The organism is Streptomyces sp. NPDC002867 (genome assembly GCF_053591895.1).
This window is the reverse complement of record NZ_JBSFUR010000009.1, coordinates 83,529-97,248: the sequence shown is the minus strand read 5'-3', so window position 1 is coordinate 97,248 and position 13,720 is coordinate 83,529. Positions and strand designations below refer to the sequence as shown.

Genomic DNA, 13,720 nt, shown 5'->3' with positions numbered 1-13,720 from the left:
GCCAGAAACAGCCAAAACCAGCTGATAGCAGTCCAGATGGGCACTTAACCCATCAGTCACAAAGCGTTCGTGATCACGCAACACCCTTCGGTCACAGTGATGCCATGACCGATGTGACTTCTGCAAAGAGTGCCCGCCGTCCGCACCACTGGCGGCGGGACCTCGTCGAACTGGCCGCCCTGTTCACCGCCGTCGCCGTCGCCGACGCGATCGCCAGCCTGATCGGACACGGCCCCGACGGCCCGTTCCTGCTCGTCGCCTCCGCCGTCGCGCTGATCGCCACGGCGGCGTTCCACACATGGTGGGCACGGCGCCACAGTCATGCGCCTCCCACCACGGCAGCACCGGACACCACGGCCCCCGCCGAGGGGAGGGGCCCGGACCTGTCCGGCGACGAGCCGCGCGAGACCGTGCTGTGGCGGATGCGCACGACCGTCAAGGACGCCCCCGGCAGCCTGGCCGCCCTCTGCACCGCCCTGGCCCACCTCGACGTCGACATCCTGACCCTGCAGACGCACCCGCTGGGCGACGGCACGGTGGACGAGTTCCTGCTGCGCGCCCCCGCCGCGCTCCAGGCTCAGCAGCTCAGCGGCGAGATCGCCGCGGCCGGCGGCACGAACACCTGGACCGAGCGTGCCGACGCGCACGACCTCGTCGACACCCCGACCCGCGTGCTCGGCCTCGCCACGCGCACCGCCCTCGACGCCGCGGAGCTGCCGCTCGCCCTGCGCCAGCTGCTCGGACGCTGCACGATCCGCTCGCGCCCGGCGCTCTCGCTGAGCGGCCGGCCGACCGGCGACATGCCGCCGGTGGAGGGCGTCCTGGAAGAGACCGTGATGCATCTGCGCGATCCGAACGGCGGCGCGATCACCGTCGAACGTCCCTACCTGCCCTTCACCCCCACCGAGTTCGCCCGCGTCCGTGCGCTCGTCGAGCTGGACGCCCGCCTCGGCCCGCGCATCCCGCGCAGCCAGGACGTGCTCACCCTCCCCGAGGGCAACGAGATCACCGTCCGCCGCGCCGACCAGGGCGACGTGGAGGCGGCGGTCGCCATGCACGAGCGCTGCTCGGACCGGACGCTGAGCCTGCGGTACCACGGCCCCGTCGGCGACGCCAACCGCTACCTCAACCACCTGCTCAGCCCGCGCTTCGGCCGCACGCTCGCGGTGCAGACGGCCTCGGGCCGGCTGGTCGCCCTCGGCCATCTGCTGTGGGACGGCGACGAGACCGAGGTCGCCCTCCTCGTCGAGGACGAGTGGCAGCGCCGCGGCATCGGATCGGAGCTGCTCGGCCGTCTGGTGGCCCTGGCCGCCGAGGCCGGCTGCGACAGCGTCTACGCCGTCACGCAGTCGTCGAACACCGGGATGGTCGCGGCGATGCGCGGCCTCGGCCTGCCGCTGGACTACCAGATCGAGGAAGGCACTCTGGTCGTCACCGCACGGCTGGATGCGGTGCCGGTACGCCCTGCGATCCGTTACGAGCAGGCGGAGCGCTGAGGACCTCGGCCGCCGCGCCCGGGCGCCGGGCGGCCAGGGCGTCGTCCGGCCTGGCGCTGAGCGCCTCGGTCAGGTCCCGCCACAGGTCCTCGACGTCCTCCAGGCCGACCGACATCCGCAGCAGCCGGTCGCTGACCCCGTGAGCGCGCCGGTCGCCCTCGGCCACGATCCGGTGACTGATGGACGCCGGGTGCTGGATCAGGGTGTCGACGCTGCCGAGGCTCACCGCCGGGGTGATCAGCCGGACACCGGCGATCACCCCGTGCGGGTCGCCGTAGACCTCGAAGGAGACCATCGCGCCGCCGATGCTCGGGTAGTGCACGCGCGCGACCCGCGGGTCGGCGGCGAGCCGGCGGGCGAGTTCGGCGGCGGTGGTCGACGCGGCCCTGACCCGTACGGGCAGGGTCGACAGCCCGCGCAGCAGCAGATAGCCGGCCAGTGGGTGCAGGACGCCGCCCGTGGCGAACCGCACCTGCCGCAGTTTGCGCGCGAACTCCTCGTCGCAGGCCACGACGCCGCCCATCACGTCGCCGTGCCCGCCCAGGTACTTGGTCGCGCTGTGCAGCACCAGCCGGGCGCCCTCCTCGGCGGGCCGCTGGAGCACGGGGGTGGCGAAGGTGTTGTCGACGAGCAGCGGGACCGAACCGCAGGCCTGCCGCACGGCGCGCAGGTCGACCTCGGCCAGGGTCGGATTCGCCGGGGTCTCCACCATCACGAGGCCGGTGTCGGGCCGCAGGGCCTCGGTGATCCCGGCCGGATCCGTCCACGTGACCTCGGTGCCGAGGAGTCCGGCGTTCAGCAGATGGTCGCTGCAGCCGTACAACGGCCGGACGGCGACGACGTGCCGCAGGCCCATGCTCGCGCGGACCAGCAGCACGGCGGTGAGTGCCGCCATGCCGCTGGCGAACGCGACCGCGGACTCCGTGCCCTCCAGCTTGGCGAGGGCCGTCTCGAACCGCGCGGTGGTGGGATTGTCCAGCCGCGCGTAGACGGGCGGGCCGTCGAGGCGGGCGCCGGTCTCGGCGAAGGCGTCGATCCGTGCGGCCTCGGCAGCGGCGTCGTAGGAGGGGTAGGTGGTCGAAAGATCGAGCGGCGGGGCGTGCACTCCCAGCTCCGCGAGGTCCTCGCGTCCGGCGTGTACGGCTTCGGTGGCCAGGGCCCGGGGTGCGGGCGTGGCCGCTGCTGCGTTCTCCATGGCGGCACTGTGAACAACTACCGGGACGTAGCGATTCTTCTCCGTGTTACGTTCGGAAGATGGCTGAATCTGTCGCACTGGACCCGGTGGACCTGCACATCCTGCGTCTGCTGCAGAACGACGCCCGGACCACCTACCGGGAGCTCGCGGCAGAGGTCGGTGTGGCGCCCTCGACCTGCTTGGACCGGGTCGCCAGGCTGCGCCGCTCCGGCGTGATCCTCGGCCACCGTCTCTCCCTGGACCCCGCCCGGCTCGGGCGCGGACTGCAGGCCCTCCTGATGGTCCAGGTGCGTCCGCACCGGCGCGAACTGATCGGACCGTTCGTCGAGCGGATCCGGGCGCTGCCCGAGTCGCTGGCGCTGTTCCATCTGACCGGCCCCGACGACTACCTGGTGCACGTGGCCGTCACCGACATGGCGGACCTCCAGCGGCTGGTCCTGGACGAGTTCACCTCGCAGCGCGAAGTGGCCCGTGTGGAGACCCGGTTGATATTCCAGCAGTGGGAGTGCGGGCCGCTGCTGCCCCCCGCTCAGGGCCGTCAGGCGTCCGACGCCTGATGGTGATGACGCGGAGGGCTTCCGCGTACGAGGATGGCCCCATGCCACCCACTTCCAGCAGCGCGCTGCCCCGTCAGGTCGCCGACGCCTATGTCGACGCACTCGTCGAGCTCGATCCGATCGCCGGAACGTATCTGGGCGTCAAGGGGAGTTCCGGACTCCTGCCCGACTTCTCGCCGGCCGGTCAGGAGGAGATCGCCGACCTCGCCCGCGCCACCCTCGCCGGCCTCGACGCCGCCGAGAAGCTGCCGGGCGCCGACAGCGACGCCGAGCGGCGCTGTGCCCGCCTGCTGCGCGAGCGGCTGACCGCCGAGCTCGCCGTGCACGAGGCGGACGAGGGCCTGCGGACGGTGAGCAACCTGCGGTCGCCGGCCCACGCGGTGCGGGAGGTGTTCACCGTGACGCCGACGCGGACCGAGGAGGACTGGGCCGCGGTCGCCGAACGGCTGCGCGCCGTCCCGCGGGCCCTGGAGGGCTACCGCGCCTCGCTCGCTCTCGGCCTCGACCGGAAACTGTTCGCCGGGCCCCGGGCGACCCGCACGTTCGTCGGACAGATGACGGACTGGATCGGCGGCGGTCGCAGCTGGTTCGAGGACTTCGTCGCGGACGGCCCCTCGTCGCTGCGCGTCGAACTGGACGTAGCGGCCGGCACCGCGACCGAGTCCCTGGTGGCGCTGCGCGACTGGGTGCGCGATGTGTACACCCCCGCCGTCGCCGACGCGCCGGACACCGTCGGCCGCGAACGCTACGCCCGCTGGGCGCGCTACTTCAACGGCACGGACCTGGACCTCGACGAGGCGTACGCCTACGGCTGGTCCGAATACCACCGCCTGCTGGGCGAGATGGAGGCGGAGGCGGACAAGATCCTGCCCGGCGCGGGCCCGTGGGAGGCGCTGGCCCATCTCGACGCGCACGGCGAGCACATCGAGGGCGAGGAGGAGGTCCGCGCCTGGCTGCAGAAGCTGATGGACGACGCGATCGCGGCACTGGACGGCACCCACTTCGAACTCGCCGAGCGCGTACGGAGAGTGGAGTCCTGTATCGCCCCGCCCGGCGGCGCGGCGGCTCCGTACTACACCGTGCCGTCGGAGGACTTCTCGCGCCCCGGACGCACCTGGCTTCCGACGCGGGGCGAGACCCGGTTCCCCGTCTACGACCTGGTGTCGACCTGGTACCACGAGGGCGTGCCCGGCCACCATCTCCAGCTGGCGCAGTGGGTGCACGTCGCCGACCGCCTCTCCCGCTACCAGGCGACGATCGGCATGGTGAGCGCCAATGCCGAGGGATGGGCGCTGTACGCGGAGCGGCTGATGGACGAACTGGGCTTCCTGCCCGATCCCGAGCGCCGGCTCGGTTATCTCGACGCACAGATGATGCGCGCGTGCCGGGTGATCGTGGACATCGGCATGCACCTGGGACTCCGTATTCCGGCGGACTCGCCCTTCCGCCCGGGAGAGCGGTGGACCCCGGATCTGGCGCAGGAGTTCTTCGGGAACCACAGCGGCCGCCCGGCGGACTTCGTGGAGAGCGAGCTGACCCGCTACCTGTCCATGCCGGGGCAGGCGATCGGCTACAAGCTGGGCGAGCGGGCCTGGCTGCTGGGCCGCGAGAACGCCCGCCGCGCGCACGGGGCCGCGTTCGACGCCAAGGCGTGGCACATGGCCGCCCTGTCCCAGGGGCCGCTGGGACTGGACGACCTGGTAAAGGAGCTGTCGAAGCTGTGACCGGGTGAGGGCCACGGGTGTGCCGCGCGCAGCGGTCACGCCCGTCCCCCGGTGGGCCACCGGCCGTCAGCCCCGGCGGAAGCCGCCCTCGGAGTCGATCACCTGGCCGGTGACCCACTGCGCCTCGTCCGTCGCCGGCCAGGCGATGAGGCACGCCGGGTCGTCGGGCATGCCCCAGCGGCCGGACGGGAAGCGGGCTGCGATCGCGTCGTAGTCCGCGCCGTCCATGCAGTCGGTGTCGACCGGGCCGGGGTTCACGCAGTTCACCGTGACCGCGAGGCCGGCGAGCGACGTGGCGAGGGAACGGGTCGCGGAGGCCAGGGCGACTTCGGCGACGCCGTAGGCGATCTCCTGGCCGGAGGTCATCGTCATGATCCGGCCGCCCGGCGGCCGGCCGGGCAGCTCCGCGCGCAGCCGCGCGTACGCCTGGCTCAGCAGGATCACCGAGCGCGTGTCGACCGCCCAGTAGGCGTCGAACATCCGCGCGTCGACGGCGTCGAGTGCGCCGTCGGAGCCACTCAGCGCGTGGTTGGCCACGAGGATGTCGAGCCGGCCGCCGAGAGCCTCCGCCGCGGTCGTCACCAGGCGTGCCGGAGCGTGGGGATCGGACAGGTCCGCCGCGGCGTGGACGACACGGGCCCCGGGGCCGGCGAGCGCCTCGCGCACCCCGGCGGCGACCGCCTCGGGGCCGCCGGGGTCGGCGCCCCACGGCTGCTCGGCGTCGTGCGGCACATGGTGGTGCACGCAGACGCTCGCACCGTACGCGGCGAGCCGTCTGGCCACCGCGTACCCGATGCCGCCTCTGCGGCTGGCACCGGTGACCAGCGCGGTCCGGCCGAGCAGGGGCAGCGGGTCGCGGCGCAGGGCGTCGGCGGCGGGAGGGGGGATCTTCGGCATGACGGCCCGTCATGGTCGGCCAGGCGCAGACCGTCACGCGCTTTTCGCGGCACCCGCCCGCTCGTGACCTGCGGCAGTGGCCGGATCAGCAGCCGCAGTCGTCCGCGGCGACGGGCGCCGTGAGCGGGTCGGCGTCGCGGGTGGCACTGCCCTGCCACGTCTCGTACGCGAAGCCCTCCCTCGCCCAGTACTCGAAGCCGCCGAGCATCTCCTTGACCTGGAAGCCGAGTTCGGCGAGGGCGAGCGCGGCGCGCGTGGCGCCGTTGCAGCCCGGTCCCCAGCAGTACGTGACGACGGGGACGGACTTGTCGAGCAGGGTCTCCGCCTGCTCGGGGATCAGCGCGGTCGGCAGGTGGATCGCGCCGGGCACATGGCCCTGGTCCCAGGACTCGGTCGACCGGGAGTCGAGCACCACGAAGCCGGGGTCACCGCCCGCCGCGAGGGCGGCGGCGACGTCGGAGACGTCGGCGTGGAAGGCGAGGCTCGCCCTGAAGTACGCGGCCGCGGCGGCCGGGGCGGCGGGCGGCACCCGCAGGACGGGGTGGGCTGCGGCGCTCTGCGGGGCATGGGTCTGCGTCGTTGTCATGATCAGAAATCTAGGCTCACCGATCGCTTCCCTGAAGGGGAGATCACCGGCACATCCCTTGATCTGCCGGTGATTCCCCTGCTATCTCTCAGGGATGAGCGGATATTCACCGGACGCCACGGACTGGCGCATCCTCCAGGCCCTCCAGACGCAGGGCCGGGCCAGCTTCGCCGAGCTGGCCCGGTCCGTCTCCATGTCGGCGAGTGCCGTCACGGAGCGGGTGCGCCGGCTGGAGGAGGCCGGCGTCATCAAGGGATACGCGGCGGTGGTCGACCAGGACCGGCTGGGACTGCCCATCCTGGCGTTCGTCCGCCTGCGGTACCCGAACGGGAACTACAAGCCGTTCCACGACCTGCTGGACACGACCCCGGAGATCCTCGAGGCACACCATGTCACGGGCGACGACTGCTTCGTCCTGAAGGTCGCCGCCCGCTCCATGCGCCACCTCGAGGAGGTCTCCGGGAAGGTCGGCGCGCTGGGGTCGGTGACGACGAGCGTGGTGTACTCGTCGCCGCTGCCGAGCCGGCCGATCAGCCGCTGACCGGCCGGCCCGCGGCCTCCCGCTCAGTCCCCCGACCCGCCGGTCCGCAGCCGCACCGCGGACCCGTGGCGCTCCTTGACGACCTCCAGCTGGGCGGGGACGCGCCGGCGCAGATCGCCGACGTGGCTGACGATGCCGACGCTGCGGTCCCTCTCGCGCAGCGAGTCCAGAACGTCCAGCACCTCGTCGAGGGTCTGGTCGTCGAGGCTGCCGAAACCCTCGTCGATGAACAGCGTGTCGAGCCGCATGCCGCCCGCCTCGTCGGTGACGACATCGGCGAGGCCGAGGGCGAGGGCCAGCGAGGCGAAGAACGTCTCACCGCCCGAGAGGGTCGCCGTGTCCCGCTCCCTGCCGGTCCACGCGTCCACCACGTGCAGACCGAGCCCGGCGCGCTTCCCGCCGGTGCGGGCGTCGGAGTGCACGAGCGTGTACCGCCCGGACGACATGCGCTGCAGCCGAACGGTGGCCGCCGCCGCGACCTGCTCCAGCCGCGCGGCGAGGACGTACGACTCCAGGCGCATCCTGCGTTCGTTGTCGGCGGACGTGCCCGCGGTCAGGCCGGCGAGGCGGGCCACGCGGTCGTACCGCTCGCGCAGCGGGCCGAGCCGCAGGACCTCCCGCTCGGACTCGCGCGAGAGCCGGTCCAGTTCGGCGCAGCGGTCCCGGGCCGCGGCGAGCCGGGACGCGGCGTCGCGCAGGGCCCGGTCGGCGGCCAGGGCGCCGGCCTCGGCCGACGCGGGGTCGGCGGCGGGGCGCTCGGCCGCGCACCTCGCGTCGTCCTCGGCGAGCCGCTCGGCGACCGCGGCCTCCTCGGTGCGCCAGGCATCGATCCGCCGCTGCATGTCGCGCTGGGCGCCCTCGGCGACGACGGCCGCCGCCGCGTCGGCCGGGGTGTCGAACCCGGCGCGGAACGCGGCGTCGGCCAGTCGGTCGTCGGCGTCCTTCAGCCGCTGCTCGGCGGCGTCGAGCGCCCGTACGGCCTCCGCGGCCGCGGCGAGCAGCCCGACGCGGCGCTCGAGGACGGCGGCGCGGTCGGCCACGCTCGCGGCGTCGCCGCGCGCCCGGGTCAACTCGGCCTCCAGCGCCGCCTGTTCCTGGTCGAGGGCCTCCCGCCGCGATGTCCGGGCGGAGATACGCCGTTCCGCCTGCTGCCGCGCGTCGACGCGCTCCCGGTGCTCGCGCTCGGCCTGCTCCAGGGCTTCCTGCGCCGCGTGGATACCGGAGGCGAGGCGATGCGCCTGGGCGTGCTCGCGCTCCAACTGCTCGAGAGCGGCACGCAGTTCACCGACGGAGGGATCCCCCATCTCCTCCCGGGGCCCGGGCACGCGCCCGCGTGGCGGCGCAGCGGCGCCGGCTTCCGGTGCGCTGCCGGACTCCTCCGGGGCGGCCCCGCCGACGCCGCCGAGGACACCGGACCGCTCAGCCGCGTCCGCGCCCGCGGCAGCGTCGGGCGCGACGCCGTGGCCCGCCCCGCGCACCCCGTCCCCAGCGCCCGCGGCACCGACGGCTTCCGACGGCACGGCGTCACCGCCGAGGACACCGGACCGGCCCGGCTCGCCGGCGTCCACGGCGGCGCTCCCACGGCCGCCCCGGCCCGCCTCGACGGCCTCCCGCCCGCCACCCGGCGACGCCGGGGCGTTCGGTAGAGCCGACCGCACAGCGTCCCCCGCGCTGCCACGAGCAGCGACCTCCAACGCGGCGCTCCCCGCGTCTCCTTCGCGGACCCCGTCCCCGGCGCGGGCGCCGCCGCGCGCCGCGGGGACAGCATCCTCCGCGCTGCCGCGAGCAGCGACCCCCAGCGCGGCGACGCCCTCGGTCTCAGCCCCGCGGGGCTCGGCGGGCGTCGTCGGGCGCGTGGTCGCGCGGGCGCGGGACGCCGCCGTGGTGCGGGCCTCGTGGAGGACCGCCAGGTCGCGTTCGGCCTCGGCCCTCGCCGTCTCCGCTCGCGCGCTCGCCGCGTACGCCTCCTCCTCCGCGGCCCGGTCCACATGGCCCGAGGCCGCGCGGGCGGGGGCCGGATGGGACTCCGAGCCGCAGACCGCGCACGGCTGACCGGGCGTCAGCTGGGACGCCAGCTCTGCGGCGATCCCGAGCAGCCGGCGCTCCTTCAGGTCCAGCCAGGCCGCCTTCGCCCGGTTGGCGCCCTCGTGGAGGGTGCGCAGGCGGATCTCGGCACGGTCGGCGCGGACCGTCAGCTCGTCCCGTTCGCACGCCGCGCCCAGCCGGTCGCGGGCCGGCTCAACCCGGCCCGCCAGCTGCTCCGCGCGGGTCGCGGCCTCCTGCGCCGCAGCGATCCGGTCCAGGTGGGAGCGGCGCAGGCCCTCCCACTCGGCGAGCCACGCGGTCGCCTCCTCGAGCATCTCCTCGTCCGCACGCGCCTGACGGTCCAGGTCGGCACGTTCGCGGGCGATGTCCGCACTGCGCCGCTCCGCCCGGCGGGCCGACTCCAGACCGCCCAGCTCCTGGCGGAGCGTGTGCTCGCGTCCGAGGAGCTGCTCCGCGCCCGCCTCGGCCAGGTCGGCGGTCAGGCCGCCCCGCGTCCGCTCACGCTCCGCGCCCGCCGCCCGATGGGCGCGCTCGGCCTCGTCGCGCAGCCGCAGCGCGGGCCCGACGAGGTCCGCCTTGCGGGCCCGCTCCAGGTCCGCGACGAGCGCCTCGTGCCCGGGCCGCTCGGCCTCCAAGGACTCCGCCCGGCGCCGGGCGTCGGCGTACCGCTGCTGGAGGCGGGCCAGGTCCCGCTCCGTGTCGAGCACATGCCGGGCCGCGGCCTGCCGGCGCTCGGCCGCCGCGACGGCCTGCCCGGCGATGTCCAGCCGCTCCCGGGCTCCGGACCGCGCCACGGCCGCCCACTGAAGGACGGCCGCGGCGAGCCCGGGGTCGCCGGGCTGCTGCTCGGGCAGGGACCGGCCGTCCGCCGCGTCGCCCGCGGCCTGTGCCATGCGGTGGGCCAGCGCGAGCAGCCGCTCGTCCCCGGCGCGCACCTCCGCTTCGGCGGCGCGCCGCAGCTCGGCGAGGCGTTCCTCGACGGCGGCGAAGCGGCGTGTGTCGAAGAGGCGCCCGAGGAGCTTGCCGCGTGCCTCGGCGTCGGCGCGCAGGAAACGCGCGAAGTCGCCCTGCGGCAGCAGGACGACCTGGCAGAACTGGTCGCGGCTCATGCCGAGGAGCTGGGTGATCTCCTCGCCGATCTCCTGGTGCGACTTGCTCAGCGGGCGCCATTCACGGGCCTCGGCGTCGTACTCCCGCAGCAGGCTCTGCGCCCTCTCGGTGACGAAGCCGGTGCCGCGCGCCTTGGGACGTGGTTGTGCGGGCCGGCGGGTGACCTCCAGCCGCCGGCCCGCGACGGTCAGTTCGAGCCGGACCTCGGTCGGCGTGCCCACCGCGGCGTGGTCGCTGCGCAGCGAGGTGCCGGGGCTCTGCCGCGCGCCGGGCACGGCTCCGTAGAGCGCGAAGCAGACCGCGTCGAGGACGGACGTCTTGCCCGCGCCGGTGGGGCCGTGGAGCAGGAAGAGCCCCGCGGCGGAGAGCGTGTCGAAGTCGACTTCCTGGGTGGAGCCGAACGGCCCGAAGGCCGTGACGGTCAACCGGTGCAGCCTCACCCGGCCACCTCGCGCACACCCGCGTCCACCCGGACGTCGTCGAACGCCCCGTGCAGCACGGCGCGTTCCTCGTCGTCGGGGGCGCTGCCGCCGCGCACGTGGGCCACGAAGTCCTCCGCGATCTGCTGGTCGGTGCGGCCCCTGAGCCGCTGGGCGTAGGAGGCGGCGCCGTGCTGCTCGGCGCGCTCCGGGTCGAAGGCGAGGCTGAGGGTGTGCGGGAACCGCTCGGTGAGCCGGGCCATGGGATCGGCGGGCCGCACCGCGTCGGTGAGGGTCGCCTCGACGAAGGAGTCCTCGTGGCGCGCGAGCGCGGGATCGTCGAGCAGCTCGCCGAGCGTGCCGCGCAGCCGTGCGAGGGGCCGGGGCACGGGGCAGTCGATGCGCTCGGCGCTCACGTCGCCCTGGGCGTCGAGGTCGACGAACCACATGGATTTGCGGTGGTTCGCCTCGGAGAACGAGTACGCGAGCGGGGAGCCCGAGTAGCGGACGCGCTCGGTGACGGTCTGGCAACCGTGCAGGTGGCCGAGTGCGACGTAGTCGACGCCGTGGAAGACGGCCGAGGGCACGGCCGCGACTCCGCCGACGGTGATGTCGCGCTCGCTGTCGCTCTCCTCGCCGCCGGCGACGAAGGCATGCGCGAGGACGACGGAGCGCGTGCCGGGCTCCCGGGCGGCGAGGTCCTGACGCACCCGCCGCATGGCCGCCGCCAGCACCGGCTCGTGCGCGGCCTTCGCGGCCCCGAACTGCTCCTTGACCAGGGCCGGTTCGAGATACGGCAGGCCGTAGCAGGCCACCGGCCCATGCGCGTCGGCGAGCAGGACGGGGGTGCCGCAGCCCGCAGGGTCGGTGCGCAGGTGGATGCCCGCACGGTCGATGAGCCCGGCGCCGACGCCGAGGCGGCGGGCCGAGTCGTGGTTGCCGGAGATCATCACGGTCGGCACGCCGGCCGCCGCGAGCCGGTGCAGCGCGTCGTCGAAGAGCTCCACGGCGGCGAGCGGGGGCACGGCCCGGTCGTACACGTCCCCTGCCACGAGCACCGCGTCGACCTCGCGCTCGCGGGCAGTCGCCACGAGGTGGTCGAGGAAGGCGGCCTGGGCGTCGAGCATGCTCACGCGGTGCAGCGACCGGCCCAGGTGCCAGTCCGACGTATGGAGGAGTCTCATGATCGGTGAGCGTATCGGCGGGGTCGGACAATGCGGGTGGGTTCACACATCTCCGTACGCTTCCCCGCCCAGTTCCAGCGTGGCGGTGCCCGCCGTGGCGTCGGCCAGCCAGGCCCGGAAGGCGTCGACGTCGGAGTCGGGCAGGCCGATCCCGATCGTGACGGCGTCGGCGTACGTCACCTCGCGGACAGCGCGGCCGGTGGCCCGCAGGTCGTTCTCCAGCTTGCCCGCGCGCTGGTGGTCGACCGTGACGGTGGCCAGCCGGAAGCGCTGCCTGGTGATCGTGCCGAGCGCGTCGAGGGCTTCGCCGACCACTCCCCCGTACGCCCTGATCAGTCCGCCGGCACCGAGCTTGATGCCGCCGTAGTACCGGGTGACGACCGCGACGACGTACCGCACCTCGCGCCGCATGAGCATCTGCAGCATCGGCACCCCCGCGGTCCCGCCCGGCTCGCCGTCGTCGCTCGCCTTCTGCACGGCGGCGTCGGCGCCGATGACGTAGGCGAAGCAGTTGTGCGTGGCGGTCGGATGCTCCTTGCGGATGCGCGCGACGAACGCCTGCGCCTCCTCCTCGGTCGCGGCGGGCGCGAGCGAGCAGAGGAAGCGGGAGCGGTTGATCTCGCTCTCGTGGACGCCCTCGCGGGCGACCGTCCGGTACTGGTCCTGCATCCCGCCACCCTATGCGGCGCCCGCCGGGGTCCCTTCCCCCGGGGAATGATCGGGCCGGGTCCGCCGGTTGTCCGGTGCATGGACGCAGACGCTGAGACGATCCGCAGAATCCTGACCTCGACGGGTGACACCTGGGCGGTGGTGGGCCTGTCGAACAACGAGTCGCGCGCGGCCTACGGGGTGGCCCGGGTGCTCCAGCGCTTCGGCAAGCGCGTCGTGCCGGTGCATCCGAAGGCGGAGAGGGTCCACGGGGAGCAGGGGTACGCCTCGCTGGCCGAGATCCCGTTCCCGGTCGACGTCGTGGACGTGTTCGTGAACTCCGCGCTCGCCGGAAACGTGGCCGACGAGGCGGTGGCGATCGGGGCGAAGGCGGTCTGGTTCCAGCTGGGTGTGATCGACGTGGAGGCGTACGCCCGCACCCGCGAGGCGGGGCTCGACATGGTGATGGACCGCTGTCCGGCGATCGAGATCCCGCAGCTGGGCTGAGGACCGGACCGGCCGGGAGGCCGGCCCCGCTCCACCAGGTGGTGGTCCCGTCCCGTTCCACGTTCCCGAAGTCAGCCCGTTCCGTACGGTTCGGGCGCCGTGCTCACGAGGTGTCGGACAGGCGTCCCAGCCACTCGCTCAGCAGACCGCTCTCTGCGCCGGTCAGGGCCGGGGACGGCGCGTGGGCCAGCAAGGCGTCGAGTTTCGCCGCGGTCGAGGGGATGTCGGCCCCGCTCCGCACCTCCGCCGCTCCGGCGGCCGACGTGGCTGCGGCGTAGGCGTCCGGGGTGAGAACCGCGGCGTGGACGGCGTCGCGGACCCGGGCGGACAGGGCCGCGTCCTCGAAGGTGGTCGGGCGGGACACCAGCATCAGCGCCACTCCCACGTTCGCCGCCATGACCATCTGCGCGGCCACGCGCGGTGCGAGCCGCAGCTTGCCGAGTGCCGCCGCGCGCTCCAGGTCCCGGGTGAGGATCCGGTGGGACTCCAGGGCGGCCGCCGGCGGAGTGCGCATGGCGGGGGAGTTCATGAGCCGGTAGAGATTGGGGTTGGCCAGAGCGAAGGCCACGTGGCTGTCCCAGCCGTCGCGCAGGTCCTGTACGGGGTCCGCTCCGGGGCTGTGCTCGCGCTTCGTGGCGAGGTATTTGTCGAATCCGTGGTCGACGACTGCCGAGAGCAGCCCTTCCTTGTCCCCGAAGTGCCGGTAGAGGGCGGGGGCCCCGACCTGGGCCGCGTCGCACACGGCCCGCGTGGAGATGTCGCCGTCGGGAGACGCCGCGACCAGTTCGGCAGCGACTTCGAGGATGCGGC

Annotated in this window: 12 protein-coding genes; 5 read left to right on the top strand and 7 right to left on the bottom strand. The window is 74.2% G+C overall.

Features of this window, described 5'->3' with window-relative positions; all coding sequences use genetic code 11:
* Nucleotides 1-104: 104 nt before the first annotated feature.
* Nucleotides 105-1,496: a GNAT family N-acetyltransferase gene (locus ACWD0A_RS11635; protein ID WP_451296978.1), complete on the top strand. Its 1,392-nt coding sequence runs from the start codon at nt 105-107 to the stop codon at nt 1,494-1,496.
* On the opposite strand, the gene ACWD0A_RS11630 is transcribed toward ACWD0A_RS11635, so the two are convergent.
* Nucleotides 1,432-2,691, bottom strand: a complete 1,260-nt coding sequence (locus tag ACWD0A_RS11630; RefSeq protein ID WP_451296976.1) for a trans-sulfuration enzyme family protein — start codon at nt 2,689-2,691, stop codon at nt 1,432-1,434. The two genes, ACWD0A_RS11635 and ACWD0A_RS11630, sit on opposite strands and share 65 nt — an antisense overlap.
* Nucleotides 2,692-2,750: 59 nt before the next feature.
* On the opposite strand from ACWD0A_RS11630, the gene ACWD0A_RS11625 reads away from it, so the two are divergent.
* Nucleotides 2,751-3,248, top strand: coding sequence for an Lrp/AsnC family transcriptional regulator (locus ACWD0A_RS11625; protein ID WP_451296974.1), 498 nt, complete (start codon nt 2,751-2,753; stop codon nt 3,246-3,248).
* A 41-nt stretch (nt 3,249-3,289) separates the two neighbouring features.
* The gene (locus ACWD0A_RS11620) at nt 3,290-4,972 is read left to right on the top strand and encodes a DUF885 domain-containing protein (protein ID WP_451296972.1); all 1,683 of its coding nucleotides are present in this window, start codon (nt 3,290-3,292) and stop codon (nt 4,970-4,972) included.
* 66 nt (nt 4,973-5,038) lie between these two features.
* Here ACWD0A_RS11620 and ACWD0A_RS11615 read toward each other — a convergent pair whose 3' ends face one another.
* Nucleotides 5,039-5,869 (bottom strand): SDR family oxidoreductase, encoded by an 831-nt coding sequence (locus ACWD0A_RS11615; protein ID WP_451296970.1) that lies wholly within the window; start codon nt 5,867-5,869, stop codon nt 5,039-5,041.
* Between the two features lie 85 nt (nt 5,870-5,954).
* Complete coding sequence (locus ACWD0A_RS11610; RefSeq protein WP_451296968.1) at nt 5,955-6,455, bottom strand: rhodanese-like domain-containing protein; 501 nt, start codon at nt 6,453-6,455, stop codon at nt 5,955-5,957.
* Between the two features lie 94 nt (nt 6,456-6,549).
* Here ACWD0A_RS11610 and ACWD0A_RS11605 point away from each other — a divergent pair, with 94 nt between their 5' ends.
* Complete coding sequence (locus ACWD0A_RS11605) at nt 6,550-6,996, top strand: Lrp/AsnC family transcriptional regulator (RefSeq protein WP_451296966.1); 447 nt, start codon at nt 6,550-6,552, stop codon at nt 6,994-6,996.
* 23 nt (nt 6,997-7,019) lie between these two features.
* Here the strand turns inward: ACWD0A_RS11605 and ACWD0A_RS11600 are convergent, their stop codons facing one another.
* The 3 genes from ACWD0A_RS11600 to ACWD0A_RS11590 are packed head-to-tail and all read right to left on the bottom strand — an operon-like array spanning nt 7,020 to nt 12,424.
* A complete protein-coding gene (locus ACWD0A_RS11600) occupies nt 7,020-10,592 on the bottom strand; it encodes an AAA family ATPase (RefSeq protein ID WP_451296964.1) in 3,573 nt (1,190 codons plus the stop codon).
* Nucleotides 10,589-11,755 carry an exonuclease SbcCD subunit D gene (locus tag ACWD0A_RS11595; protein WP_451296962.1) on the bottom strand — a complete coding sequence of 389 codons (1,167 nt, stop codon included), beginning with the start codon at nt 11,753-11,755 and terminating at the stop codon, nt 10,589-10,591. The genes ACWD0A_RS11600 and ACWD0A_RS11595 overlap by 4 nt, the downstream gene beginning before the upstream one ends.
* 42 nt (nt 11,756-11,797) lie before the next feature.
* Nucleotides 11,798-12,424: a YigZ family protein gene (locus tag ACWD0A_RS11590; protein WP_451296960.1), complete on the bottom strand. Its 627-nt coding sequence runs from the start codon at nt 12,422-12,424 to the stop codon at nt 11,798-11,800.
* Nucleotides 12,425-12,502: 78 nt separating this feature from the next.
* Between ACWD0A_RS11590 and ACWD0A_RS11585 the strand changes: the two genes are divergently transcribed.
* Nucleotides 12,503-12,910 (top strand): CoA-binding protein, encoded by a 408-nt coding sequence (locus tag ACWD0A_RS11585; protein ID WP_451296958.1) that lies wholly within the window; start codon nt 12,503-12,505, stop codon nt 12,908-12,910.
* Nucleotides 12,911-13,013: 103 nt separating this feature from the next.
* Here ACWD0A_RS11585 and ACWD0A_RS11580 read toward each other — a convergent pair whose 3' ends face one another.
* A complete protein-coding gene (locus ACWD0A_RS11580) occupies nt 13,014-13,715 on the bottom strand; it encodes a TetR/AcrR family transcriptional regulator (RefSeq protein WP_451297200.1) in 702 nt (233 codons plus the stop codon).
* Between the last annotated feature and the right edge of the window lie 5 nt (nt 13,716-13,720).